Origin of the sequence: Faecalibacterium sp. BIOML-A4 (assembly GCF_009679665.1) — a bacterium.
GTDB lineage: Bacteria > Bacillota > Clostridia > Oscillospirales > Ruminococcaceae > Faecalibacterium > Faecalibacterium taiwanense.
The window spans coordinates 21,702-46,836 of record NZ_WKZG01000025.1 but is presented as its reverse complement, the minus strand read 5'-3'; the positions used below and the strand labels follow the sequence as shown (position 1 = coordinate 46,836).

Here is a 25,135-nt window from a genome sequence, read left to right as displayed (position 1 = left end):
CGGGGGAGGTGGCATTGCGCCAGCAATGACGGAGAGGGTTATTTCAGATCTTAATCGCGGTACTCTTCCATCTTGAAGGCTTCGTACACGTCGCCTTCCTTAACGTCGGCAAACTTTGCCAGAGTAACGCCGCACTCGTAGCCCTCGGCCACTTCCTTGGCGTCATCCTTGAAACGCTTCAGGGATGCGATCTCGTCCTCGGCAATGACGATGCCGTCACGGACCACACGGACCTGGCTGTCGCGGGTGATCTTGCCGCTGGTCACGCGGCAGCCTGCAACGGTGCCCACATTGGAGATCTTGTACACCTGACGGACCTGCAGCTCTCCCAGAGACACCTCGCGGAACTTGGGAGCCAGCATGCCCTTCATAGCGTCGGTGACATCGTTGATGGCATCATAGATGACGCGGTACATACGCATTTCCACCTTGGTGGCAGCAGCTTCTTCCTTGGCCACATTGTCCGGGCGGACGTTGAAGCCGATGATGATGGCGTTGGAGGCATCAGCCAGATCCACGTCGGACTTGCTGATGGCACCGACACCGGCATGGATGACGCGCACGCGCACCTCTTCGTTGGAGATCTTCTCCAGACTCTGCTTCACAGCCTCGGCAGAACCCTGCACGTCGGCCTTGACCACGATAGCCAGTTCCTTCATGTCGTTCTGTGCCATCTGGCTGAACAGGTTATCCAGCGTGACCTTCTGGAAGGAGGAGAACTGCTTTTCCTTGGCGGCAGCAACGCGCTGTTCGGCCAGCTCACGGGCCAGACGTTCGTCCTCAACAGCCTCGAACAGGTCGCCTGCTTCCGGCACTGCGGTCAGGCCGGTAATCTCCACAGGGGTAGAGGGGCCGGCATCGCTCAGCAGCTGGCCCTTGTCGCTGCGCATGGTGCGCACGCGGCCCACAGCGGTACCGGCAATGATGACGTCGCCGGAGTGCAGGGTGCCGTTCTGCACCAGAATGGTGGCAATGGGGCCCTGGCCCTTGTCCAGACGGGCCTCGACGACCGCACCCTTGGCGCGGCGGTTGGGGTTTGCCTTCAGCTCCATGACCTCAGCTTCCAGAGCGATGCGCTCCAGCAGGTCGTTGATGCCCATGCCGGTCAGGGCAGACACCGGGATGCAGGCCACATCGCCGCCCCAGTCCTCGGTGATGATGCCGTACTTGGTCAGGCCTTCCATCACGCGCTCGGGGTTTGCGGTGGGCTTATCCATCTTGTTCATTGCCACGATAATCTTGACATTTGCAGCCTTGGCGTGGTTGATGGACTCGATGGTCTGGGGCATGATGCCGTCGTCGGCAGCAACCACCAGAACGGCGATATCGGTCATATTGGCACCGCGGGCACGCATGGAGGTGAATGCCTCATGGCCCGGGGTATCCAGGAAGGTGATGAGGCTGTCGTTGACCTTGACCTGATATGCACCGATGGCCTGCGTGATGCCGCCGGCCTCGCCTGCGGTAACGTTGGTCTTGCGGATGGCATCCAGAATACTGGTCTTGCCGTGGTCAACGTGGCCCATGACGCAGACCACCGGGGGACGCTCCACCAGATCCTCCTGCGAATCCTCTTCCTGCGTGAACAGGCGCTCCTCGATGGTCACATGCACCTCGTGCTCGACCTTTGCGTGGAACTCCTCTGCCAGCAGAGAAGCGGTATCAAAATCGATCACATCGTTGATGGCGTGCATCTCGCCCATCTGCATAAACTTGGCAATGACCTTGCCGGCCTGCTGCTTCAGGCGGGCAGCCAGCTCGCCCACGGTGATCTCGTCGGGGATCATCACCTTCAGCTGTGCGCTGCGGGCCTTTTCCAGCTGGATGCGCTGCAGACGCTCGAACTCGGTCTCGCGCTTGCCCTTCTGGAACTGCTGGCGCTGGCGCTGACCGCGCTGGGTGAACTTTTGCTTGTTGCCCTGCGGGGTGGGCTTGCGGCGGTTCTCGGTGTTCTTGGTGGAAGCCAGATCATCGTAACGGGCATCGAAGCGGTCCACGTTCATATCCACAGTGCGGGTATCCACGGTGACCTGATTGTCCTCGCGGCGCACGGACACAGCCTGTGCCGGAGCAGCGGATGCCTTGGCACCGGTCTCACGAGCCAGCTCACTGAGAGAAACGGTCTTTTCCTCGCGCTTCTTGTGCTGCTCGTTCTTCTTTTCGTTATGCTTATTGCCGTTCTTATCCTGCTGGGCAGGCTCTGCCTTTTTGGCGGCAGGCTGCTCCGGCTTCTTTTCCGCCTTGGGAGCTTCGGGCTTTTTCTCGGCCTTCTTCTCGGCCTTCTTCTCAGTGGGCTTCGGCTCTTCCTTTGCGGCCTTGGCGCTGTTCAGGAATTCGTCCAGATTTGCCACGCTGTTATCCTTGCTGAACTTTTCCAGCAGGTAGTTCAGCTCGTTCTCTTCCAGATTGGAGCTGTTCTTCTTGCCGGTGCTGCCCATGGCGTTCAGCTCATCCAGGACCTTCTTGGCGGAAAGGTTCAGATCCTTTGCAAAATCACTCACTTTATATTTTACGATCATTCGGTCATATCCTCCTCATTTTTGATTGCTCCGCAGTCCGACAGGCGGTCAAAGCAGAGCTTTGCGAGGTTGCGGTCAGTCACCGCGTAAACAGCCACAGGCTTGCGGCTGATATCGGCCAGTTTATCCTGCGTAAGCGGCATGGTGATCACATCCACCAGATCGCCCACAGAATAGTCGAGGCGCTGCACGGTCTTGGCGCTGGCATCGCTTGCCACCATCACCAGCCATGCCTTGCTCTTGACGCAGGCATCTTCCACGGCATCAAAGCCCATGGTCAGTGCGCCCGCCTTGCGGCACAGGCTCAGCGCCTGATACAGCGCTTCCTCCGGCGGCAGCTTGGGCTTTGCGGGGGTGTTATTCTTCTTTGCCATTTGCTGCTGCCTCCTTTGCGGCTTCGGCCAGCTGTGCGGCCAGAGCCTCGTAAACTTCGGCGGGAACCGGCTGCTCAAAGCAGCGCTCCAGCGCCTTTTTCTTTTTTGCCTTGGTCAGGCAGTCGGGGTTCGGGCAGAGATACGCGCCGCGGCCCGGCTTTTTGCCGACCAGATCAATGCTGATCTCTCCGCTGGGTGCACGCACCACACGCACCAGCTCCTTTTTGGGGCGGCTGGTCATGCAGCCGATGCACTGGCGGGAAGGGATCTTTTTCTGTGCCATCCGGTTTCCCTCCTTTGGCCATCTGCGCCGGAATTACTCGGCGTCGGTCTCGGCTTCCTTCTTGGGCTCTTCCTCACCATAATAGCCGCTCTCGGGGCGGATATCAATGTTGTAGCCGGTCAGGCGTGCGCACAGGCGTGCGTTCTGGCCCTTGTTGCCAATGGCAAGGCTCAGCTGCTGGTCGGGCACGGTCACACGGCAGGAACGGGTCTCGCCGGGCAGCAGTTCCACCTTGACCACCTTGGCCGGGCTGAGTGCTGCGGAGATGAACTCGGAGATATCCTCGCTCCACTTCACAATGTCGATCTTTTCGCCGCCCAGCTTTTCCACAACAGCAGCTACACGGGCACCGTGCTCGCCGATGCAGGCGGAAACAGGGTTCACGTTGGGGTCCTTGCTCCAAACAGCCATCTTGGTGCGGGCACCGGCCTCGCGGCTGATGGCCTTGACCTCCACAGTGCCGTCAAAAATTTCGGGCACTTCCAGCTCAAACAGGCGCTTGACAAGGCCGGGGTGGGTGCGGCTGATCATAACGCGGGGGCCGCGCTCAGTGCTGACCACGTCCACAACGTAGACCTGCAGGGTCTGGCCCTCGGTGTACACCTCGCCGGGCACCTGCTCGTTGTGGGGCAGGATAGCCTCGCCGCCCTTGCCCAGATCCAGAGCAACGATGCCCTTCTCCGGGTCCACGCGGGTAACGGTGGCCTGCACGATGTCGTGTGCACGGGACTGGATCTCGCTCAGCTGCTGGCTGCGCTCAGCCTCGCGGATGCCCTGACGGATCACGTGCTTTGCGGTCTGGGCTGCAATGCGGCCGAAGTCCTTGGTCTTGAGGGGGGTCACGATGCGGTCGCCCACTTCGTAGCTCTTGCGGATCTTCTGTGCCTCGGTAATGCCGATCTCAGAGTGCTCGTCGTACCAGTCCTCGTCGGCCACAACGTCCTGGATCAGGGCCACATCAAAGCGGCCTGCGGCGGGGTCGATATCCACCTTCACGTGGTCCTCTTCCACCTCATAGTTCTTCTTGACGGCAATGATGATCGCAGCCTTGATCTTTTCGATCAGGTATTCTGCGGTGATGCCGCGCTCGTGCTCCAGCATGGAGAGAGCTTCAAAAAATTCATTGTTCGCTGCTGCCATTTTTCGGGTTCCTCCTGTAATTTACTCTCTATCTATGTTAGTCAAACAGGTCTTCATCGTCGCACAGGTTCACGCTGGATGCGGCGTTCACCTCAAAGGTGACAGCGCCCGCATCGGTGTTCACCGTAACGGTGCTGCCCTCGCGGCCTGTCAGGATACCGGAAAACTCACGCACGCCGTCTGCATTCGGGCGGATGAGCTTTACCCGGATCTTCTGGCCCTTGAGGGCTTCATAGTGCTCCGGGCGGGTCAGCTTACGGCCAAGGCCGGGGCTGCCCACTTCCAGATAATAGCTCTGGTCGATGGGGTCTGCCTCGTCAAGGATGGGGTCCAGCGCATGGGAAACATCCGCGCAGGTGTCGGTATCCATGGTGCCGTCCTTGTCGATGAGCACGCGAAGATACCAGTCTGGACCTTCCTTTTCAAAAACCACATCCCACAGGCGCAGGCCCATGCCCTCCACGGTGGGGCGGACAAGCGCTTCGACTCTCTGGGCGGTGTTGCCGCCAGACTGCTTCGCCATAAAAAACCTCCAAACAAACAAGAAACGCGGACCTTGCGGCCCACGTTTCAGGTTAAACTATATCGTACTACTAGAATATACCATACATCCCGCGATTATGCAAGCATTTTCGCAGATTTTTTTCGCCGCAGGGTCTTTTACAGCACCCACACGCCGTCCCGGAACAGCTCCACGGTGCGGCCATCGCGGCATTTGCCGGTGATATGGCTGTCCTCTGCACCGATCATCACATCCTCATGCAGGCGGGACTGGTTCATGCCGCGGGCCAGCAGCTCTTCCTTCGTCAGCGCCGTGCCGCCCTTCGTGGTGCCGGGGTAGCTGGCACCAAAAGCGATGTGGCAGGCGGCATTTTCGTCAAACAACGTGCTGTAGAACAGCTTGCCGCTGCGATTGATGGGGCTGCTTGCCGGCACCAGTGCCACTTCGCCAATGCTGCGGGAGCCTTCGTCGCCGTCCAGCAGACGGCCCAGCAGCACCTGTCCCTGCTCGGCGTGGTAGTCCACAACCCGGCCCTTCTCAAAGGTGACACGGAAGTCCTTGATGAGCTGGCCGTTGAACACATAGGGCTTTGTGCCGTAGACAACGCCCTCTACCCTGTCCTTGTGGGGCGCAGTGAACACTTCCTCCGTGGGGATGTTGGGCAGGAACACCACGCCCTTTTCGCTCTTGCTGGCGGCGCTTTCCCACACAGCCTGATCCGCAAGACCCACGGTCAGGTCCGTGCCATTGCTGCTCTCAAAATGCACGCTTTCCAAGTCCAGCGCGTTCATTTTATCCCGCAGAGTGCTGAGCCGCTCCATATGGGCCTGCCACTCGTTCACCGGGTCGCCACCGGTGACCCGGCACACGTCAAAGATCAGCTTCCACAGCGCTTCCATGGCGGCATCCGCGTCCAGCTCCGGGAAGACCTTCTTTGCCCACGGCACACTGGGCAGGGCCGCAATGGACCACTGCACCCGGTCGTTCATGGTGTACTCCTGCCACTCCTCCATAAAGGCGCGGCGGGCGGCATTCACCCGGCTGATCTTATTGCCGTCAATGCCCGCATACAGCTCCGGGTCGTCCGCAATGAGATGCAGTACACACACGCCGCCCTCGCTTTCGGCATAGTCAAGATAGCGGCGCAGCTGCCATGGCTTGAGGTCGGTCAGGGCCTCCTCGCTGCCCAGCTCCATGCGGGCGCGGGCCACAGCGTCATCGCTCCAGTTCACCTGCACATCCCGGGCACCGGCTTCGTAGGCACTACGCACGCACAGCCGCGCCAGCGGCGCGCCCTCCAGCGGGCAGTTGATGATGAGGGTCTGTCCGGGCTGCGGGTTCACCCCCACCCGGACGATGAAATCGGCATATTTTTTCAGCAGTTCGTCAAAGTTTTCCACGGTAGAACCTCCTGCGGTGTAAAAATCATGTTTTTCTGTTTTTCAGTATACCCGGTACAAGCCGTTCTGTCCAGTAAAAAGAAAACAGACACCTCCCGCTGTTGAAAAAGCAGGAAACGTCTGTTATACTGTCTTTTGAAAGTGCTGTCTACATACGGCAGGCGGTCTATGCCTTTTCGGCCCTGCGTCGGGAAGGCGAACATTTTTGTCGTACCCCGACGCTTTGCAGCGAAGGGGGTGATGCTTCATGACGCTTTTAGAAACTCTGGCTCTGCTCACATTGCTTGCAACCGTGAGCTTTGGCATTTTCGATATCGCGTGGAAGATCTTCAACAACAAAAAATGACCGCCCTCAGCGTCCAAACCTGAGCGGTCATCTTTTGATTATCGCGCCGGAAAGGTACTGACCGTTTGCCAGACAGCACTTTCTTTATTTGTATTATAGCACAGCCCCGCCGAAATTGCAACGGCGGGGCTGTTTTTATCGCCTGAAAGCGAAATTTTCTCAGAACTCGATCTTGCTCTCGATATAAGCCTTCAGCTCGGAGATGGGCATACGCACCTGCTCCATGGTGTCGCGGTCACGGACGGTGACGCAGTTGTCGGCGGCAATGCCCTTGGCCTCGTCACCCACGGTATCAAAGTCCACAGTGATGCAGTACGGGGTGCCGATCTCGTCCTCGCGGCGGTAACGCTTGCCGATGGAACCGGTATCGTCGTAATCCACCATGAAGTACTTGCTCAGCTCGTTGCGGATCTCCATAGCCTTCTCGCCCAGCTTCTTGCTCAAGGGCAGCACGGCGCACTTGTAGGGAGCCAGAGCCGGATGCAGATGCAGCACGGTGCGGATATCCTCCTTGCCCTTGCTGTCGGTCAGGTGCTCCTCGTCGTATGCTTCGCACAGGAAAGCCAGAGCCACACGGTCACAGCCCAGAGACGGCTCAATGACGTAGGGGATGTAGTGCTCGTTGGTCTCGCTGTCGAAGTACTCCAGGCTCTTGCCGGAAGCTTCCTGATGGCGGGTCAGGTCGTAGTTGGTACGATCCGCGATGCCCCACAGCTCACCCCAGTCGGTGAACGGGAAGGCGTACTCGATATCGGTGGTAGCGCGGCTGTAGAAGGCCAGCTCTGCAGGCTCGTGGTCACGCAGGCGCAGGTGCTCCTTCTTGATGCCAAGGCTCAGCAGCCAGTTCTCGCAATAGTCCTTCCAGTAAGCGAACCATTTCAGATCGGTGCCGGGCTTGCAGAAGAACTCGCACTCCATCTGCTCGAACTCACGGGTGCGGAAGGTGAAGTTGCCCGGGGTGATCTCGTTGCGGAAAGCCTTGCCCACCTGGCACACGCCGAAGGGCAGCTTGCGGCGGGTGGTGCGCTGGATGTTGGCAAAGTTGACAAAGATGCCCTGTGCGGTCTCAGGACGCAGATAGCAGGTGGAAGAGCTATCCTCAGTAACGCCGATGGCAGTCTTGAACATCAGGTTGAACTTGCGGATGGGGGTAAAATCGTGCTTGCCGCACACCGGGCACACGATGTCCTCATGCTCTGCGATGAAAGCATCCATCTCGTCAAAGCTCATGGCATCCACGTTCACCTCGGGGTGCTCCTCGCCGATCAGCTTGTCGGCGCGGTGGCGTGCCTTGCAGGCGCGGCAGTCCAGCAGGGGGTCCGAAAAGCTGGAGACGTGGCCGGTGGTCACCCAGGTCTGAGGGTTCATGATGATGGCTGCATCCAGACCCACATTATAGGGGCTTTCCTGCACGAATTTCTTCAGCCATGCCTTTTTGACATTGTTCTTGAACTCGACGCCCAGAGGACCGTAGTCCCAGCTGTTGGCCAGACCGCCGTAGATCTCGGAACCGGGGAACACATAACCACGGTTCTTGCAGAGATTGACGATCATATCAAGGGTCTTTTCGCTCTGTTCCATTGTAGTACATCCTTTCCGTCCGCGGCTGGTTTGCCGTGTCGTTGTTGTATCGTTCCGGCAGCTTTCCCCACTGCCGGGCGTGCTTTTCAAAGGGAAAGCACAGTATCTTTACTGTACCATGTTTTGCGCCGCTTGTAAAGCCGAAAACCGGCCTGCTTTGGGGAACAGACCGGTTTTTGCACTTATTTATGGTATTTCATTCCTGCATTGATGGTGCAGGCACGGTAGATCTGTTCCGTGAGCACAAGGCGGGCCAGCTGGTGGGGCATGGTGATGCGTCCCATGCTGAACTTGAGGGCAGCGGCCTTTTTCACCTCATCGGACAGGCCGTGGGACGAGCCGATCACAAAGGCCACATCCCCTGCCCCGCTGTTTGCGCGGTCGGCAAGGAACTGGGCCAGCTCGTCGGAGGAGATCTGCCTGCCCTCGATGCACATGGCCACGATGGCAGCACCCTTGCGCACGTTGGACAGGATGGCCTTGCCCTCCTTGTCCAGTGCCTTTTTTACCACGGCATCCGAGGCGTTCTTCTCCTCGATCTTTTCCTCCGGCAGCTCAATGATGCGGAAGGACGCGAAGGCGGCAAGGCGCTTCTGGTACTCGGCCACGCCCTCGGCGAAATATTTTGCATTCAGCTTGCCCACACAGATCAGGTCGATGTTTTGCATTGCAGTTTCCTCTTTTATATAGAAACGATTTAAAATTGTCTCCGCTACTGCTTGAACTCCCTCAGTCACGGCTTACGCCGTGCCAGCTCCCTCGGAGAGGGAGCCTCTGGCGAAACCGGATACTTTGCAATTCAACCAGAGGCTTTGCCGCCATGCCAAAGGCCCCATCCTAGAGGGGGCTGTCGAGCGAATGCGAGACTGGGGGAGTTTTTTTACAGCAGGCTCATCTGCTCGCCCTCGTCCTCGGCGCGGAGCAGCGCACCGGTAGCGGGCAGGCTGCGCACACGGTAGCGGTGGGGGTTCGCCAGCTCCAGCGTGTCCGCAGGCACCACCGAAGCGATGGTCTGGTTCTTTTTCAGGGTGACCACCGCCACGCCCTGACTGTCGCGAGTGGCCTTGGCCGCGATCTGCGCCGTGCCAACCAGCAGCATCCGGCTGGCGCTGGTGCGGATGGCAAGCTCCGTTTCCTCCGGCAGGAAGAAGAGCTTTGCCAGCGGTTCCTTGTCGCAGTAGGCCTTGAGCAGCTTACGGCGGTTCTGCTTGGTGGCATAGGAGCTGAGCGGAATTTTCGCGCACTTGCCGCTGGCAAAGAAGAACAGCATATAGCCGCTGTAGTCGCTGGTGATCACCATGGAGAGCACGTTCTCGCCCTCGTCCATGCCCAGACGGCCCGGGATGAAAATGCCCATCTGAGCCACCTTGCCGTCCTCCAGCTCAGCCAGACGCACCTTGTACACCTGCTGGCGGTCGGTAAAGAACAGCGCTTCCACGTTGTTGCGGGTCTCGATCTGCTGCACGATCTCGTCGCCTTCCTTCAGCTTATGGGCACCGGCGGTGCGCAGACCCTGCGGCGGGATCTTTTTGAAGTAGCCCTCGCGGGTAAAGAACACCGTCACGGGGTAATCCGGCGCTTCTTCCTCCTCGGAGCCGTTCTCATCCTCAGGCAGATCGTACAGGATCTCGCTGCGGCGGGGCTGGCCGTACTTCTTGGCAACATCGTTCAGCTCATTGATGATGATGCGGCGGATGCGGGCGGGCTTTGCAAGGATATCGTTCAGGTCGGCAATGTCCTTCTCCAGCTGTTCGATCTCGCTGGTGCGCTTGAGGATATATTCCCGGTTCAAATGACGCAGCTTGATCTCGGCCACATAGTCGGCCTGCACTTCATCGATGCCAAAACCGATCATCAGGTTGGGCACCACTTCGGTCTCTTCCTCGGTGGTGCGGATAATTTTGATTGCCTTGTCAATGTCCAGCAGGATGGCAGCAAGACCCTTGAGCAGGTGCAGGCGCTTTTCCTTGCCGTGCAGGTCGTAGTAGGTGCGGCGGCGCACGCACTCCACGCGGAAGGCCGTCCACTCCTTGAGAATTTCGCGCACGCCCATCACGCGGGGCTGGCCGGACACCAGAATATTGAAGTTAGCGCTGAAGCTGTCTTCCAGAGGGGTAGCCTTAAACAGCTTTGCCATCAGCTTGTCGGCATCCACGCCGCGCTTGAGGTCCAGTGTCAGCTTCAGACCGTTCAGGTCGGTCTCGTCACGCATGTCGCTGATCTCCTTGACCTTGCCGGCCTTGACCAACTCTGCGATCTTGTCCATGATGGCCTCCACCGTGGTGGTTGGCGGGATCTGGGTGACCTCAATCATGTTTTCGCCCGGCACCACATTGTAGCGGGCGCGTACCTTCACGCTGCCGCGGCCGTTCTCGTAAATTTCACGCATCTGCGCTTCATCGTACAAAATCTGACCGCCGCCCACGAAGTCCGGGGCGGGCATGGTGGTGGAGATGTCGTGGTGCTCGTCCTTCATCAGGGCCACGGTGGTGGCGCACAGCTCTACCAGATTGAAGGAGCAGATGTTGCATGCCATGCCCACCGCGATGCCCAGCGTGTTGTTGGCCAGAATGGTGGGGAATGTGACCGGCAGCAGGGTAGGCTCGGTGGTGGTGCTGTCGTAGTTGGGCACAAAATCCACGGTCTCCTTGTCGATATCCCGGAACAGCTCCTCGCACACACCCTCGAGCTTCGCCTCCGTGTAACGGGCAGCAGCGCAGGACATATCGCGGCTGTAGGCCTTGCCAAAGTTGCCCTTGCTGTCCACAAAGGGCACCAGCAGGCTCTCGTTGCCGCGGCCCATGCGCACCATGGTGTCGTAGATGGCGGCATCGCCGTGGGGGTTCAGGTGCATGGTGCTGCCCACGATGTTGGCAGACTTGGTGCGTGCGCCCTTGAGCAGGCCCATCTCGTACATGGTGTACAGCAGCTTGCGGTGCGCCGGTTTGAAGCCGTCGATCTCTGGCAGCGCGCGGCTGACGATGACGCTCATGGCGTAGGGCATATAGTTGGTTTCCAGCGTGCGGGTGATGGGGTCCTCCAGCACACTGCCGGCATTTAAAATTTCAACGCTGTCGCCCAGCTGCGGGCGCACCGGCTTGAGTGTTTTCTTGGTCGATTTTCTAGGCATCTTCTAACCTCTTGACGATTTTAAATGGGCGCCGCTCTCGCTCTGCCCATATTCAGCGGAAAATATTTTTTATTTTTGCAGCTCAGGATGGCCTGCGGGCCATCCTGAGCTGCTCTTTCACAGATGGAGCCGTTCCGGTTTTCTGCATTTTTCCCTTAAAATGCCGTGACCCGTTGGGGCCTTCTTCGTGAAAACGTGATTTGGAGCAGCCCGCAGGCTGCGACAAATCACCAAATTAAAATAACGTTACCTCTGTCATTGCCAGAGCGCAAGCGGAGGCAATTTAAAATCATCAGCTCACATCCAGATCGTCCAGATATTCTGCGCCGTGCTGCGCAATGTGTTCCTTGCGGCCTGCAAGGTTATCACCCAGCAGGATATCGAACACCTGCGCAGTCTGCACCACATCGGTGGGCATCACCTTGATCAGACGGCGGCTCTCCGGGTTCATGGTGGTCAGCCACATCATCTCGGGGTCGTTCTCACCCAGACCTTTGGAGCGCTGGATGGTGTATTTTTTCTCGCCGATCTCTTCCAGAAACGCTGTCTTTTCCGGCTCGGTGTATGCAAAATAAGTGCGGTCTTTCGTTGTAATTTCATACAACGGCGACTCTGCGATATACACATAGCCCTTCTCGATCAGGGTCGGGGTCAGGCGGTAGAGCATGGTGAGCACCAGCGTGCGGATCTGGTAGCCGTCCACATCGGCATCGGTACAAATGACGATTTTATTGAACCGCAGATTATCGAGATTGAAGGTGGCCAGCTCCTTGTTGTGTTTGCCGCCCAGTTCCACGCCGCAGCCCATCACCTTGATGAGGTCCACGATGACATCCGATTTAAAGATGCGGGCATAGTCGGCCTTCAGGCAGTTCAAAATTTTGCCGCGGATGGGCATGATGGCCTGATATTCACTGTCGCGGCTGGACTTGACCGCACCCATAGCGGAATCGCCCTCCACGATATACAGCTCGCGGCGGGATGCATCCTTGGTGCGGCAGTCCACGAATTTCTGCACCCGGTTGGCAAGGTCGATCTGGGTGGACAGCGTTTTTTTGATGCTCTGGCGCGTTTTTTCCGCATGCTCACGGCTCTGCTTGTTCACCAGCACCTGCTGGCAGATCTTCTGGGCCTCGTCCGGCTTTTCCAGAAAATACACTTCCAGATAATGCTTGAGGAAGTCGGTCATAGCCTGCGAGACGAATTTGTTGGTGATGGCCTTTTTGGTCTGGTTCTCGTAGCTGGTGCGGGTGGAAAAACTGGACGAGACATACACCAAGCAGTCCTGCACATCCTGAAAGCTGATGGCGCTCTCACCTTTTTTATAGAGGTTCTTTTCCTTCAGGTACTTGTTGATCTGATAGACAAAGGCGGTGCGCACCGCGTGCTCCGGGCTGCCGCCGTGCTCCAGCCAGGAAGAGTTGTGGTAATATTCCAGCATCTGCACCTTATTGGAGAAGCAGAACGCCGCGCTCATGCGCACCTTGTAATCCGGCTGGTCCTCGCGGTCCCGGCCGGATGCCTCACTCTCGCAGCTGAACACCGGGGTCAGGGTATCCTCCCCTGCCACCTCGGCCACATAGTCCGCGATGCCGTGCTCATAGCACCAGCTCTCGTACCACGCCTTGCCAGTGGCAGGGTCTTTCTCTTTTTCATCGGTAAAGTTCAGGGTCAGGCCTGCGTTGACCACTGCTTGACGGCGCAGGGTATCCTTATAGTAGCTGCCGGGCACATCGATGTCGGTGAACACCTCGTCGTCCGGCTTCCAGTGAATGATGCTGCCGGTGCGGCGGCCCTTGTAGGCTTCCTTCTGCAGGCCGCCCACATTCTCGCCCTTTTTAAAATCAAGGTGATAGTGGTATCCGTCACGGTAGATATCGGCGGTCATCCATGCAGAAGCATACTGGGTAGCGCACAGGCCCAGACCGTTCAAGCCAAGGCTGAACTCGTAGTTATCCTCACCCTCGCCATACTTGCCGCCTGCATACATCTCGCAGAACAACAGCTCCCAATTGTAGCGTCCCTCGCCGTTGTTCCAGTCCACGGGCATACCGCGGCCAAAGTCCTCAACGATGACGCTGCCATCCTTACAGCGGGTCACGTTGATGGTATCGCCGTGGCCGTCGCGGGCTTCGTCGATGGAGTTGGAGACGATCTCAAAGATGGAGTGGGCGCAGCCCTCCACGCCGTCTGAGCCAAAGATAACGGCCGGGCGCTTACGCACACGGTCAGCACCCTTCAAAGAAGTAATGCTCTCGTTGCCATATTCCTGTTTTTTTGCCATGCTGCTCCTCCCGGCCCGGCCTTTCTTGCAAAAAGCGGGCCGTCTGTAGTCAAATCATAAAACGCCTCTGCCCTTTTCTTACTATAATATAGGTATACACAGAGAAAAAGGGCAAAAGCGCCTGAATCATTTCATTTTCATTAAACCATAGGTTGTTGAATTTGTCAATTTCTGTTTGGCGCGCCCGCACACAGCACGTCCTGTGCCGGATGTGCCAAAAGCAGGTTGAAAAAAGTCATTCTTATTTTACGCGCTGGAGCGACCAAAATCAAGAAAGTTTCAATTTTCTGAAAAAAATTTGGATTTACCCCTTTACAAAATCGAAATTTCAGGTATAATAATCATCGTCCGGTGCGCCTCTGTAGCTCAGTCGGTAGAGCAGGGGACTGAAAATCCCCGTGTCATTGGTTCGATTCCGATCGGAGGCACCAGTCAAGGAAACCCAGCAGGGTTTCCAATATGCGGCCGTAGCTCATCTGGTAGAGCGCCACCTTGCCAAGGTGGAGGTAGCGAGTTCGAGCCTCGTCGGCCGCTCCATAACGGAGCAGCAACAGTTGCTCCAATATGGCCCGGTAGCTCAGTTGGTTAGAGCACCAGCCTGTCACGCTGGGGGTCGTCGGTTCGAGCCCGATCCGGGTCGCCACCAAGAAAGCGCAAGCTTTCACCTACTTTGAAACTTGTTTTCAGGGCATCAGAAATGATGGGTGCAAGGTAAAATGCACCGAATATGCGGCCGTAGCTCATCTGGTAGAGCGCCACCTTGCCAAGGTGGAGGTAGCGAGTTCGAGCCTCGTCGGCCGCTCCAACAGGAGTGGAAATTCACTCCTAAATATGGTGACGTGGCCAAGTGGTAAGGCAAGGGTCTGCAAAACCCTCATCCACCAGTTCAAATCTGGTCGTCACCTCCAAAAGATTCCCGGAAGCTGAAGCTTCCGGGATTTTTTTGTTTTGCGTTGTTCCCTATCAGCCTCCTCGCCCTCTCCGTCACCTACGGTGACAGACTCCCCCTTTTGTCACCTGCGGTGACATCTTCCCCCGGAGCGGGGGAAGTCTTTCCTCAAAGGGAGAGCCTCTGGCGAAACCGGTCACTTTGCAGTTAAGCCGAAAAGTCTGCCGCAGTGCCGCACTTTCGCAGAAAGCGGCACTGCAAATGCCGTCTACCTTTACGCCCTCTCCAGTGAAAATGCAATGCCGGAGCTTCCGCGGACGCTCCGGCATTGCTCTCTTAAAAATTATTCTTCCGCTGAATACGGCCGGAGCAAGGCGTAGGCCATTCCAGATCGTCCCCCTCAGAACTTCAGCCGCATCTGGTACCACACCACGCCCCCGTGGGTGGAGCCGGAAACGCCCTCGTTCACAAAGCCGAACTTTGCATAGTAGTGCACCAGGGCCTCCTTGCAGGTCAGTACCAGCCCCTTCCGGCCTTGGGCCCGGGCGTCGGCAATGGCCTGCTGCAGCAGCTGCCCGGCGTACCCCTGTCTGCGGCAGGCCGGGATGGTGTTTACCCCAAAGATCATCTGCCAGGCACCATTCTCCCGGTGGAGGGAGGCGTCGGCGTACATCTCATCGGTCAGGTCCGGCCAGTCGGTGCAAAAGCCGTCCACAAAGGCCAGCAGCCTTTCCCCCTCCCACAGCAGCCAAAAATGATTGCCGTACTGCTGCAGCCGCCCGGCAAACTCCTCTGCCGTAGCCGCCTCTGCCGCCGGGAAGCAGGCCGCCTCCACCGCTGCAATGGCCTCCAAGTCCTTTAAGGTCCCCTTACGGATCTCCATAAATATTCTCCCCTCTTTTTCTTCCGAGTGTACCACAGTTCCTGCCCAAAGGCAAAGGTCCTGCCGGTTTTTCCTTTTTGGGCCATTTGCATCCGCTGCCGCTCCGTGTTACAATGGCTATATTGCATCCAAAAAAGGAGCTGACACGCCATGCCCGCCGAAAACCATACCACCCTCACCCCGGATACGCCGGTGCGCTACCTGAAGGGCGTTGGCCCCAAGACCGCTGAGCGGTTCGAGAAGCTGGGCATCGTGACGCTGGCCGACCTGCTGTGCCACTACCCGCGCAGATATATCGACTTCACCAAACCCTATTCCATCGCCGAAGCGCCCACCGATGTGGAGTGCGTCGTCAGGGCTGAGGTGTTCGCCAAACCCGGCGGGCGTATCCTGCCGGGCGGGCGGCGGATGGAGCGCATCACTGCCGGGGACGATGTGTCCAGTCTGGAGATCACATGGTTCAATAATCCGTATGCCGCCCAGAAGCTGCAGCTGGGGCAGGAATATTATTTTCAGGGCATCGTTACCGGCGGGATGCTGCGCCGCCAGATGGTCAACCCGCAGGTGCGCACCGCCGAGCAGATCAAGGCTTCTCCTTTTGAAGCGGTCTACCCCCAGACCGAGGGCCTGACCAGCAATGCCATCGCCAAGTGCGTGCGGCAGCTGCTGCCCCATGCAGAGCTTCTGCCCGACCCTCTTCCGCCGGAAATGCTGGCAAAATACCGTCTGCTCTCCAAGGCAGATGCCGTACGGGCCATCCATTGCCCTGCCACCGAAGAGCAGGCCTATGCAGCCCGGCGGCGGCTGATCTATGAAGAACTTCTGGTTTTGCAGCTGGGCATTGGCCGGATGAAAAACCGGGGTGCCGCTGCCACCGGTGCGCCCATGCAGCTTGCCGACCCGTCCCTGTTCTGGGCCAGCCTGCCCTTTTCCCCCACCGGAGCCCAGCGCCGGGCCGTGAGCGAGATTCTGGCCGACATGGCGGGCGAGACTTCCATGAACCGCCTTTTGCAGGGCGATGTGGGCAGCGGCAAAACGCTGGTGGCGGCTGCCGCCATCTGGGCCTGCATCCGAGCGGGGTACCAGGCCGCGCTGCTGGCCCCGACAGAAATTCTGGCCACCCAGCACGCCGAAGGCCTGAACCGGATGCTTGCCCCTTTCGGGATGCGGGTGGCCCTGCTGACCGGCGGCATGAAGGCCGCTGCACGCCGCACCACCCTTGCCGCCATCCGGAACGACGAAGCCGACCTTGTGGTGGGCACTCACGCCATCCTCAGCGAAGGCGTAGAGTTTGCCCGGCTTGGTCTTGCCGTGATCGACGAGCAGCACCGCTTTGGGGTACGGCAGCGCGGAATGCTGGCCGAAAAGGCCGCGAATCCGCACCTGCTGGTGATGAGTGCAACGCCCATTCCCCGCACGCTGGGCCTGCTCATCTACGGCGATTTGGACATCTCCATTCTGGACGAGCTGCCGCCGGGCCGCACCCCGGTCAAAACCCGCTGCATCACCGGCAAAAAGCGGCGCGACCTCTACCATTTTCTCGATCAGGAGATTGGTAGAGGGCGGCAGGTGTATCTGGTCTGCCCCGCCATCGAGGACACACCGGATGGCGGGCTGAACGCCGTTAAGAGCTACTACGAGGACATTGCCAAAGCCCTGCTGCCGGAGCGCCGGGTAGGCCTGATGCACGGCAAGCTCAAACCCAAGGAGAAAGCTGCCGTGATGGAGGACTTCAAAGCCGGACGGCTGGACGCACTGGTGTCCACCACCGTCATTGAGGTGGGTGTGGATGTGCCCAATGCCAGCGTAATGGTGATCGAAAACGCAGAGCGCTACGGTCTGAGCGCCCTGCACCAGCTGCGCGGCCGCGTGGGACGCGGTGCAGCGGAGAGCTGGTGCTTTCTTGTCAGCGACAACCAAAGCGAAAACGTACAAAAGCGGCTGAAATTTTTGTGCAGCACCACGGACGGCTTTGCGGTGGCGCAGTACGATCTGGAGACCCGCGGCCCCGGCGACTTTTTCGGCAGCCGCCAGCACGGCCTGCCCACCCTGCAGATCGCCGACCTGATGAACGACACCCGCACCCTGCACGCTGCGCAGGCGGAAGCCGTTGCCATGCTGGCCGACGACCCGCTGCTGGAAGCGCCGGAGCACGCACTGCTGGAACAGCAGGTGCAGCAGATGTTCGAGAAAGCCGGAGCCATGAACTGATCCGGAGGTTTTTTGCGCACAAGCAACAGCAAATGCAAAAGCCGCTGCACGGCTGGTGCAGCGGCCCCTGTTATCGAACGGAACGCTTTGCGTGCCGTTCGCCCATGCTTATCACATCGCAGAACACGCAGCGGCTTTTGGTGGAAAGCTGGGTATCCTTATGGTAGCAGCCAAAAAACCACTTGTCGTAGGTCAGCTTCAACAAAATTTTATCCAGAAAGCTGTGCAGCTGGTTGGTCTCGCCGCTGGCAAGGGCGGTAAAATCCAAAAATCTGCTTGGCGCATCGTGGGTCAGCACATAATCCACTTTGTAATCGCAGGCTGCAAGGTTCTCCTCACAGAAGGCGTATTCCTCATCCGAGGGCATTTCTTCCTTCCACCAGTTCACGCCGGGTTCCCGATCCTCCACATCCTGGCTTTCCGCACCGCCAAAGCACAGGTATTTTTTATTCTCCAATTCCAGCACACTGCCGCGGCACACATGGTACACATTGCCACCCAGTGCCTGCACCTTCCCGCCAAAGCGTTCCTCGGTGGGATACTGCTTTAAAAGGTCGTAGTTTTCGTGGCTGCCGTCCAGAAACAGCAGGGTATACGGGCGCTTGCGCAGCCAATCCAGCTTTTTCTGTTCCTCCTTGCTGCCGTCCCACACAAAGCCAAAGTCGCCCAGTACCACCACGGTATCCCGTTTGCCCAGCCAGCGCAGCTTGCCGTGCTTGAAGCGGTCGATGTCGCCGTGGGTGTCCCCTGTCAGATATACCATTCCTGTCCTCCCTGACCGGATGTGAAATCGGCACAATAAGCCTTGTCACACCCCGCCAAACCTGTTATTATAAAGAATACAGCCTTCCGCTGTGATCTCGTTCTTACCCGGCGCACGGCGCTTGTGCCGTGCTGCCTGTTGTTTTATATTATCGCTTTTTAAAGGAATTGTCCACATGAAACGTATTTTTGCGCTGGTTTTGTCGTTCGCTGTCCTGTTCAGCTGCCTTGTGCTGCCCGCCGGGGCTATGTTCGACCCCACCCCGGTCTATCAGGTGCAGGCACAGAGTGCCTATATCGTCAACACCGATACCAATATCATCGTCTATGATAAGGACAGCACAAAGCAGGTATCCGCCGGTGGTCTGACAAAGTACATGACCATTGCCCTGCTGCTGACCAACTATGCCGACCATCTGGACGACACCTTCCAGATGCCCTTTGCCATCTCGGATTACGTTTATAACACCAACAACGCCGATATGCGCTCCAACGAGACCTTTACCTACCGCGAAGCCATGTACGCCATGCTGACCCGCAACGCCAACGAAGCCGCCATGGGCCTTGCCTATGCCCTTTCTGGCGGCGACCTCGCGAGCTGGGTGAGCCAGATGAACATCCTGTCCCAGCGCATCGGCACCACCGGCAGCACCTGGACGGATGCCTGCGGCATCAGCAGCGGCAACGTGACCTGTGCCGTGGATATGTACCTGATCCTGCGCTATCTGATGAGCTTTGATGCCTTTGTGGAGGTTTCCGGTGCGCCCAGCTTTACCATGCCCGCCAAAGAAAAACACCGTTCTTCGTCTGTTCTGGTCAGCCAGAACGCCGCGCTGAGCAAATCCAGCGGCGGCAAATACTACCGCAGCGCCATGCAGGGCGGCATGTGCGATGTGACCGCATTCAAAAGCGACAGTGGCAATCAGAGCTATGTTTCATGGGCCAATAAGGATGGTGCCACCTATATTTTCTGCGTGATGCAAAGCCCGGACACCTGCGACGATTTCGGCTACGCCAACCGTCGCCCGGCCCTGTGCGAGACCGTGAAGCTGATGGACTGGGTGTTCGACAGCTTTTCCATTCAGGCCGCGCTGGACACCGACCTTACGCTGGCCGAGATCCCGGTGAAGTATTCCTCCGATACCAGCTCCCTGCAGCTGTATCCCGCCGACAGCATGATGACCCTGCTGCCTTCCACCGGCGACGGCAGCGTGACCCAGAAATATTTCCACCTGCCGGATTCCGTGTGTGCCCCTGTCCAGCAGGGCGATGTGGTGGGTACCGTGGAGCTAAAGCTTGCCGGTGAGACCATTGGCGTGGTGGACCTGATCGCCGGGCAGGATGTCAGCCGCAACCCGCTGCTGTTCACTGTGGCGCGTTTTCAGGAATTTTTAGGCAGTCTGTATCTCAAAGTTGTAATAACACTGAGTATTATTTCCATCATCATCTACTTTGCGTGGGTCCTTTTGAACAACTGGAACCGTCGCAAGCCCACCAGAAAGATCCGCCGCCGCTGAGCTTTGCACCGTTCAGCCGCATTTTGTGGAAAAGTGATGCAAAAAGCCCCGTCAGCCTTTTCAGGATGACGGGGCTTTTGGTTGCGCCAGCAGGAGTCGAACCTACGATGGGGGAGTCAAAGTCCCCTGCCTTACCGCTTGGCGATGGCGCATCGTGCAAGATATTATACCATATTCTTTGTTTTTCCACAAGGGGAAGGTTCCACTTTTCCGCTTTTGCGGCGGCTCTGTGCCGCCTTTTGCAGCCTGCAATTTGTGAAAAACCAATTTTTTCATCATAACAACAGAATACGCCCATTTTGTTGCGCTTTTGTTACACTATATGTGGTAAATATAGGATTGAATAAACCTCCTCTTCCCGGCTTTTTCGTCTACTGCCTCATGGCGGGGACATCGAGGTCTGTTCTGGTGTTTCCGTTCCCGGCAGGCACCACATCCCAATTCGTCAGGAAAGCGAGGAGTCATATGAAAAAGATCTTGAAAATACTGGTCCTCGGTCTGCTCAGCGCTGCACTGCTCTGCTGTGCACTGCCCTCTGCCTTTGCCGCAGAAGACAAGGATTCGCAGGTCTACACCATTGGTTTGGATGCCATGGGCGGCAGCAGCTCCGCTGTGGCAGTCACCACCAATCTGAGCGGCAAACTCAGTGCCCTGCCCGCGCAGCCTGCGCTGGAAGGCTACACCTTTGACGGCTGGTATACCGAGCCGGTGGGCGGCACAAAAATCAGCACCTCTACGGTGTTTACCGGTGATACCACTGTGTACGCACACTGGACCGTGAAAAATGCCACCACTTCCACCAGCACATCCACGCCCGCTCAGCCGGAACAGACCGCGCAGGAATACGATGACGGCCCGATTTTGAGCGTTCTGACGGTAGCCGGTGCTCTGATCACCACGCTGGCCGTGGCTGCCTTTATTTAAGTCTTTCCACACACTGTATCAATTTTATCAATAGAAAGGAAAATCTCCATGTCTACTATGAAACTGCCCGCAAACTATGCCTCCATCAGCGAAGAGGAAATGGTCTATCTGGACGGTGGTGCCCGCGACGCTTACAACAGCTTCCTGAATGTCGGTAAGGTGTTCAACGCCATTGCCCGCATCTTCTCCGGTGCAAGCTCCATCATCAACAATGTCAACGTGATCTACCAGTCCTTCCTGACTCTGGGCGATCTGCTGAAGAGCTTCTGATCCGGCTTCTATTTTCATCTGTTTTTCAAGAACTGTCTCCGTTGTGGGGACAGTTCTTTTTGTTTTTAACGCATTTTAATCGTTTACATCAAAAGAAACAATTTTTCTTTGGCTTTGGCAAAAAAATGCACGGAAAAGGCATTTTTGTTACGCTTTTGTTACGCATACTGTGCTAACATATAAGGTGGAAGGTCATTCATCAAACTGGCGCTTTCACGCCGAAAACTGATATATCAAATGTGGTTTTGTGGTGCGAAAATTTTCGTATTTGTCGAAAGTTTTCGTTCGCCCAATCCGACCACTTTTTGCGGGAGAAATCGATCATTATGCCAGACCGTGAACTGCGGCACATGCGCCGCACCGAATTAGTCGAGATCATTCTGGCGCTCAAGCAGAGCGAGGACCGGCTCCGGGCAGAAAACGCTGCCCTGTCTGCCCAGCTGCAGGAACGGCAGATCCATATTGAAAACGCAGGTTCCATTGCGCAGGCTGCACTGGAGCTGAACAAGGTGTTTGAAGCGGCGCAGGCTGCGGCTGATGAATACGTTGCATCGGTGCTCGCAGCAAACAAAAACACCGATGCCGCTGCCAGCGCTCTGCGCGCTCAGGCGGAAGCCGAAGCCCAGCAGATCCTTGCACAGGCACAGACCGAGGCTGCGAACCTGAAGGCCCGTACCCAGCAGCAGTGCGACGCGGAAACGGAAGCCGCCGCACGCAAGCGCGCCCAGACCGAAGCGGACTGCAAGGCAATGCTTGCCCGGACGCAGCAGGAGATCCAGCAGCGCCGGGCCGCTTTTGACCGCCGGGCCAGCGAACTGCTGGACGGCTATCACAGCACGGAATTCCTGCCGGAGGAGCGTGCCAAATGAAAGAGCAAAAGATCAGGTTCACGCCCATTCCATCCACAGCAGAGGTGGAAGCAGAGCGCGAACGTCTGGCCTACCGCAGCCGTTATATGCGGGTGCTGCGCAGCACGGTCTACACGCTGCTGGTGGTCGCGGCCGTTGCCGTGCTGCTGGCCACCCTGTTTCTGCCGGTGCTGCAGGTCTCCGGCGACAGCATGAACCCCACTCTGCAGGACCGGGACATCATTCTGCTGGTCAAGGACAGCGACATGAAGACCGGCGACCTTTGCGGATTTTACTGGCAGAACAAGCTTCTGCTCAAGCGCATCATCGGCCTGCCCGGTGATGTGATCGAACTGGACGAGGACGGTGTGGTCACTGTGAACGGCCAGACGCTGGATGAGCCCTATGTAGATGAACTGGCTCTGGGCGAATGCGACATCAAATTTCCCTATCAGGTGCCGGAAAACCGGTATTTCGTACTGGGTGACCATCGGGCCACCTCCATTGACAGCCGCAGCAGTGTGATCGGCTGTGTGGAAAAAAGTCAGATCGTAGGCAAGGTTTTTTTGCGGGTATGGCCCTTGTCCAACTTCTCGTTGATCCACTAAGGAGGTTTAGGAATCATGCGGGATATTGTGAAAGAATATCAGAAAAAGTTCCGTCGGAACCACCAGCGCGCCAGACGCTATACTGCGCTGCTGCTGGCACTGGCGCTTACCACCAGCCTGTTCGTGAACTGGCAGCTGCACGGCGTGGGCATTGCCAAGACGGCCGATTATCTGTGCGGCGAGTTGGAGCACGAGCACACCGCTGCCTGCTATGAAAAGCAGCTGGTGTGCGGCTATGAGGAAGGCGAACCGGAGGACTGGAACGCCACCATGACGGACGACGGCATGTCTTTTGATGATACATTCGACATGGATGATGATGCGTTCGGCGTGGATGCGGATGATCCCGGCATTGCAGCCCATTCCGCAGAGCCGGAGTACATCTTTGTGCCCCATGAGCACACCGACGACTGCTACCAGGAAGTGCAGGAGCTGACCTGCCTGGAAGAAGAGCACACCCACGACGACAGCTGTTTTGATGAGGATGGTGTCACCTTCATCTGCGATAAATTCGAGCACACCCACGACGACAGCTGCTACACCACCACCTATGAGCTGGTGTGCGGTCTGGAAGAGGGCGAGCTTGTAGAAGAAGTGAACCCCGATTATGACCCGGTGGCCCTGTTTGAGGAGCCGGTGGCCGCAAAGCCCGTGGTGGTCGATCCTGTGATCGAGACCCCGGTGCACCACCACACCGATGCCTGCTACGAGGAAGTGCTGGTCTGCGGCCTGCCGGAGCATCACCACACGGTGAACTGCCTGTCCGACCCGCTGGACGGCACGCAGGACGAGGACGAATGGCTGGCACAGACCGGCACCACGCTGAGCGGCAACTGGGCCGACGACCTGCTGGCCGTAGCCGAGAGCCAGCTGGGATATGAGCAGAGCGAGCGCAACTTCCAGCTGGACGATGCCGACGGCGAGACCGTGCGCCACTACACCCGCTACGGCAACGACTACGGCAACGACTACGGCCCATGGGACGTGATGTTCCTTTCCTACTGCCTGAAATATGCCGATATCCCCCAGAGCGCTATCCCGCAGGTTTCCAGCGTGCTGTCTTTGCACAGCCAGCTGCGCAGCGCGCTGTACAACGAAGAGACCGGCAGCGGCTATGCCATGGATTTTGACGGTGATCTGCCGTCTGATGCCGCAATGCCCGGTGATATCGTCATTTACAATGGCACCGTGACCAAGGCTGTAGCCGCGGAAAGCCAGCCGTTGCAGGTGCAGGATGATTCCGCCGATGCCGACATTGCCCTGCTCTCCATGGATGCTGCGGCCACCACCGACACCGCGCCCCACATTGAGGAATACACCGTGGATGCCAGCACCGTTGGCATCGTGAGCGATGTGGACGAAGATTTCGGCACCCTGACCGTGATCTCCGGCGATGTGGACGGCAAGGTGGCTAAAGTCACGCTGAATGCTTCGCAGGTGACAACGCTGGTGTCTGTGGCAAATGCGCAACAGGCCGATTACGGCGTGGCTACGCCGGATTACAAAGTTGAAGATGACGCAGATGCCATTACCACCATCAAAGGTCTGGATGCACTGGATTACCTCACTGCTCTGGAGGTGCAGCGCAAGAATGGCACTGAATACGAGGATACCAACGTCACCACCATTTCGGAGCTTCTGCACAGCAGCCTTACCGTCACAGATATCCCGGCCAAAGCGATCGATGACAACGACTACTGTGTCCATGTTAAACTGCCCAAGAGCTTTGATGTGCTGAACGATGAGCTTATCTCCGGCAAACTGGAAGATACCGGCAATTATGACACCTGCGGCAGCTACCAGCTGCTCAAGGGGAATGACGGCTGCTGGTACGCCGTGCTGCGGTACGACCAAAACTATATCAAGCAGAAAGAGGAGGCAGGCGCCGATCCTTCCGATGCCAAGGTCACCAGCAACGTTGCCTTCAATTTCCAGTGGAACCAGAGCGAGGTCACCAGCAGCGGCTTTAATCAGATCAAGGTCAAAGAAGGTTACATCCTTAATATCACCATCAACCCGGATGAAACCCCCGATGAGGATAAAAAAGACGATAAGAACTATGACCTTAACCAGAGCGTGAAGGACCCGCGCCCCGATGGCAGCGACGCCTACCTGGATTACACTGTTACGCTTGTGGTCCAGAACGAACAGGCCGGCCCGCTGACGCTTGCGGACAGCATGACCCTGCCCACCGGCGTAACCGCCGAATATGTCGAAGACTCGCTCCGGCTCAGCATGGAAAACGGCAATACAACGCTCGGCATCACTTGGGAAGATGATAATGGTGAGCGCAAGATCACCTTGGGTTCTGCCGGTTCCCCCATTGCCGCAGGCACCTATTCTATCCGCTACACCGTCAAGCTGAAGGACTTTGGCGAAACGGCTGTTGACGGTAAAGTAATCAATAACATCAAGATTCTGGATACGCCCATCAGCGATGATGCCGAAGAGTCGGTAAAAACCGACAGCCTTGTGATCACCAGTCAGGCCGATCCGTCCGACTACGAACTTCCCTCTACCGGCGGGGCCGGTACCAAACTGTATACAGCAGGCGGCGGTGCGCTGATGCTTGCCGCTCTGGTGTGCGGGGTTTGCAGAAAGCGCAGACGCGAAAGGAGGGCACGTTAAAAAGCCTGCATCCTTCCTGACACGGCGGCAAAATTG

The 25,135-nt window shown here is 57.6% G+C and carries 19 protein-coding genes and 6 tRNA genes; 12 read left to right on the top strand and 13 right to left on the bottom strand.

Annotated elements, in window-relative coordinates; genetic code table 11:
* Window positions 1-50: 50 nt before the first annotated feature.
* The 10 genes from infB to GKG34_RS14495 form a co-directional block, all read right to left on the bottom strand.
* Window positions 51-2,519, bottom strand: coding sequence for a translation initiation factor IF-2 (gene infB, locus GKG34_RS14540; protein WP_154256668.1), 2,469 nt, complete (start codon window positions 2,517-2,519; stop codon window positions 51-53).
* Window positions 2,516-2,893 carry a 50S ribosomal protein L7ae gene (locus GKG34_RS14535; RefSeq protein WP_097780834.1) on the bottom strand — a complete coding sequence of 126 codons (378 nt, stop codon included), beginning with the start codon at window positions 2,891-2,893 and terminating at the stop codon, window positions 2,516-2,518. Before GKG34_RS14535 ends, infB begins: the two co-directional genes overlap by 4 nt.
* Window positions 2,877-3,176 (bottom strand): YlxR family protein, encoded by a 300-nt coding sequence (locus tag GKG34_RS14530; protein WP_005945403.1) that lies wholly within the window; start codon window positions 3,174-3,176, stop codon window positions 2,877-2,879. Before GKG34_RS14530 ends, GKG34_RS14535 begins: the two co-directional genes overlap by 17 nt.
* A gap of 33 nt (window positions 3,177-3,209) precedes the next feature.
* Window positions 3,210-4,316, bottom strand: coding sequence for a transcription termination factor NusA (gene nusA / locus GKG34_RS14525; RefSeq protein WP_005945400.1), 1,107 nt, complete (start codon window positions 4,314-4,316; stop codon window positions 3,210-3,212).
* A 37-nt stretch (window positions 4,317-4,353) separates the two neighbouring features.
* Window positions 4,354-4,839, bottom strand: a complete 486-nt coding sequence (gene rimP / locus GKG34_RS14520; protein WP_005945397.1) for a ribosome maturation factor RimP — start codon at window positions 4,837-4,839, stop codon at window positions 4,354-4,356.
* Between the two features lie 137 nt (window positions 4,840-4,976).
* Window positions 4,977-6,218: an aminopeptidase gene (locus GKG34_RS14515; RefSeq protein WP_005945394.1), complete on the bottom strand. Its 1,242-nt coding sequence runs from the start codon at window positions 6,216-6,218 to the stop codon at window positions 4,977-4,979.
* A gap of 505 nt (window positions 6,219-6,723) precedes the next feature.
* Complete coding sequence (locus GKG34_RS14510; RefSeq protein ID WP_154256666.1) at window positions 6,724-8,145, bottom strand: glycine--tRNA ligase; 1,422 nt, start codon at window positions 8,143-8,145, stop codon at window positions 6,724-6,726.
* Between the two features lie 182 nt (window positions 8,146-8,327).
* Complete coding sequence (rlmH, locus tag GKG34_RS14505) at window positions 8,328-8,813, bottom strand: 23S rRNA (pseudouridine(1915)-N(3))-methyltransferase RlmH (RefSeq protein WP_044954166.1); 486 nt, start codon at window positions 8,811-8,813, stop codon at window positions 8,328-8,330.
* 212 nt (window positions 8,814-9,025) lie between these two features.
* Window positions 9,026-11,275: a DNA gyrase subunit A gene (locus GKG34_RS14500; protein ID WP_154256664.1), complete on the bottom strand. Its 2,250-nt coding sequence runs from the start codon at window positions 11,273-11,275 to the stop codon at window positions 9,026-9,028.
* 292 nt (window positions 11,276-11,567) lie between these two features.
* Window positions 11,568-13,559, bottom strand: coding sequence for a toprim domain-containing protein (locus GKG34_RS14495; protein WP_120020158.1), 1,992 nt, complete (start codon window positions 13,557-13,559; stop codon window positions 11,568-11,570).
* Between the two features lie 355 nt (window positions 13,560-13,914).
* On the opposite strand from GKG34_RS14495, the gene GKG34_RS14490 reads away from it, so the two are divergent.
* The 5 genes from GKG34_RS14490 to GKG34_RS14470 all read left to right on the top strand — a co-directional run bounded on the left by GKG34_RS14490 (window position 13,915) and on the right by GKG34_RS14470 (window position 14,467).
* Window positions 13,915-13,990 (top strand) — tRNA-Phe (locus GKG34_RS14490).
* A gap of 30 nt (window positions 13,991-14,020) precedes the next feature.
* A tRNA-Gly gene (locus GKG34_RS14485) sits at window positions 14,021-14,096 on the top strand.
* Window positions 14,097-14,125: 29 nt separating this feature from the next.
* Window positions 14,126-14,202, top strand: a tRNA-Asp gene (locus GKG34_RS14480).
* A gap of 86 nt (window positions 14,203-14,288) precedes the next feature.
* A tRNA-Gly gene (locus tag GKG34_RS14475) sits at window positions 14,289-14,364 on the top strand.
* 28 nt (window positions 14,365-14,392) lie between these two features.
* Window positions 14,393-14,467, top strand: a tRNA-Cys gene (locus GKG34_RS14470).
* A gap of 381 nt (window positions 14,468-14,848) precedes the next feature.
* Here GKG34_RS14470 and GKG34_RS14465 read toward each other — a convergent pair.
* On the bottom strand, window positions 14,849-15,331 hold the full coding sequence (locus GKG34_RS14465) for a GNAT family N-acetyltransferase (protein ID WP_005945365.1): 483 nt from the start codon (window positions 15,329-15,331) through the stop codon (window positions 14,849-14,851).
* A 150-nt stretch (window positions 15,332-15,481) separates the two neighbouring features.
* On the opposite strand from GKG34_RS14465, the gene recG reads away from it, so the two are divergent.
* Window positions 15,482-17,542 carry an ATP-dependent DNA helicase RecG gene (recG, locus tag GKG34_RS14460; protein WP_005945362.1) on the top strand — a complete coding sequence of 687 codons (2,061 nt, stop codon included), beginning with the start codon at window positions 15,482-15,484 and terminating at the stop codon, window positions 17,540-17,542.
* A 70-nt stretch (window positions 17,543-17,612) separates the two neighbouring features.
* Here recG and GKG34_RS14455 read toward each other — a convergent pair whose 3' ends face one another.
* Window positions 17,613-18,305 (bottom strand): metallophosphoesterase, encoded by a 693-nt coding sequence (locus GKG34_RS14455; RefSeq protein ID WP_005945357.1) that lies wholly within the window; start codon window positions 18,303-18,305, stop codon window positions 17,613-17,615.
* Window positions 18,306-18,480: 175 nt separating this feature from the next.
* On the opposite strand from GKG34_RS14455, the gene GKG34_RS14450 reads away from it, so the two are divergent.
* Window positions 18,481-19,821, top strand: coding sequence for a D-alanyl-D-alanine carboxypeptidase (locus GKG34_RS14450; protein ID WP_154256662.1), 1,341 nt, complete (start codon window positions 18,481-18,483; stop codon window positions 19,819-19,821).
* Window positions 19,822-19,899: 78 nt separating this feature from the next.
* Here the strand turns inward: GKG34_RS14450 and GKG34_RS14445 are convergent.
* Window positions 19,900-19,973 (bottom strand) — tRNA-Gln (locus GKG34_RS14445).
* A 313-nt stretch (window positions 19,974-20,286) separates the two neighbouring features.
* On the opposite strand from GKG34_RS14445, the gene GKG34_RS14440 reads away from it, so the two are divergent.
* The 5 genes from GKG34_RS14440 (at window position 20,287) to GKG34_RS14420 (ending at window position 25,099) form a co-directional block, all read left to right on the top strand.
* Window positions 20,287-20,745: an InlB B-repeat-containing protein gene (locus GKG34_RS14440; protein ID WP_243139283.1), complete on the top strand. Its 459-nt coding sequence runs from the start codon at window positions 20,287-20,289 to the stop codon at window positions 20,743-20,745.
* Window positions 20,746-20,793: 48 nt separating this feature from the next.
* Window positions 20,794-21,015 carry a hypothetical protein gene (locus GKG34_RS14435; RefSeq protein ID WP_223388047.1) on the top strand — a complete coding sequence of 74 codons (222 nt, stop codon included), beginning with the start codon at window positions 20,794-20,796 and terminating at the stop codon, window positions 21,013-21,015.
* 326 nt (window positions 21,016-21,341) lie between these two features.
* Window positions 21,342-21,884, top strand: coding sequence for a hypothetical protein (locus GKG34_RS14430; RefSeq protein WP_005945339.1), 543 nt, complete (start codon window positions 21,342-21,344; stop codon window positions 21,882-21,884).
* Window positions 21,881-22,471, top strand: a complete 591-nt coding sequence (gene lepB / locus GKG34_RS14425) for a signal peptidase I (RefSeq protein WP_120079691.1) — start codon at window positions 21,881-21,883, stop codon at window positions 22,469-22,471. Before GKG34_RS14430 ends, lepB begins: the two co-directional genes overlap by 4 nt.
* Window positions 22,472-22,486: 15 nt before the next feature.
* Window positions 22,487-25,099 (top strand): LPXTG cell wall anchor domain-containing protein, encoded by a 2,613-nt coding sequence (locus GKG34_RS14420; RefSeq protein WP_154256660.1) that lies wholly within the window; start codon window positions 22,487-22,489, stop codon window positions 25,097-25,099.
* Window positions 25,100-25,135 lie beyond the last annotated feature (36 nt).

Coding starts and splice junctions, on each gene's coding strand:
- GKG34_RS14430 (WP_005945339.1), top strand. CDS start 21,342: ATGCCAGACCGTGAACTGCGGCACATGCGCCGCACCGAATTAGTCGAG.
- lepB (WP_120079691.1), top strand. CDS start 21,881: ATGAAAGAGCAAAAGATCAGGTTCACGCCCATTCCATCCACAGCAGAG.
- rlmH (WP_044954166.1), bottom strand. CDS start 8,813: ATGCAAAACATCGACCTGATCTGTGTGGGCAAGCTGAATGCAAAATAT.
- GKG34_RS14455 (WP_005945357.1), bottom strand. CDS start 18,305: ATGGTATATCTGACAGGGGACACCCACGGCGACATCGACCGCTTCAAG.
- nusA (WP_005945400.1), bottom strand. CDS start 4,316: ATGGCAGCAGCGAACAATGAATTTTTTGAAGCTCTCTCCATGCTGGAG.
- GKG34_RS14495 (WP_120020158.1), bottom strand. CDS start 13,559: ATGGCAAAAAAACAGGAATATGGCAACGAGAGCATTACTTCTTTGAAG.
- GKG34_RS14450 (WP_154256662.1), top strand. CDS start 18,481: ATGAAACGTATTTTTGCGCTGGTTTTGTCGTTCGCTGTCCTGTTCAGC.
- GKG34_RS14530 (WP_005945403.1), bottom strand. CDS start 3,176: ATGGCACAGAAAAAGATCCCTTCCCGCCAGTGCATCGGCTGCATGACC.
- recG (WP_005945362.1), top strand. CDS start 15,482: ATGCCCGCCGAAAACCATACCACCCTCACCCCGGATACGCCGGTGCGC.
- GKG34_RS14510 (WP_154256666.1), bottom strand. CDS start 8,145: ATGGAACAGAGCGAAAAGACCCTTGATATGATCGTCAATCTCTGCAAG.
- GKG34_RS14535 (WP_097780834.1), bottom strand. CDS start 2,893: ATGGCAAAGAAGAATAACACCCCCGCAAAGCCCAAGCTGCCGCCGGAG.
- infB (WP_154256668.1), bottom strand. CDS start 2,519: ATGATCGTAAAATATAAAGTGAGTGATTTTGCAAAGGATCTGAACCTT.
- GKG34_RS14420 (WP_154256660.1), top strand. CDS start 22,487: ATGCGGGATATTGTGAAAGAATATCAGAAAAAGTTCCGTCGGAACCAC.
- GKG34_RS14465 (WP_005945365.1), bottom strand. CDS start 15,331: ATGGAGATCCGTAAGGGGACCTTAAAGGACTTGGAGGCCATTGCAGCG.
- GKG34_RS14440 (WP_243139283.1), top strand. CDS start 20,287: ATGAAAAAGATCTTGAAAATACTGGTCCTCGGTCTGCTCAGCGCTGCA.
- GKG34_RS14435 (WP_223388047.1), top strand. CDS start 20,794: ATGTCTACTATGAAACTGCCCGCAAACTATGCCTCCATCAGCGAAGAG.
- rimP (WP_005945397.1), bottom strand. CDS start 4,839: ATGGCGAAGCAGTCTGGCGGCAACACCGCCCAGAGAGTCGAAGCGCTT.
- GKG34_RS14500 (WP_154256664.1), bottom strand. CDS start 11,275: ATGCCTAGAAAATCGACCAAGAAAACACTCAAGCCGGTGCGCCCGCAG.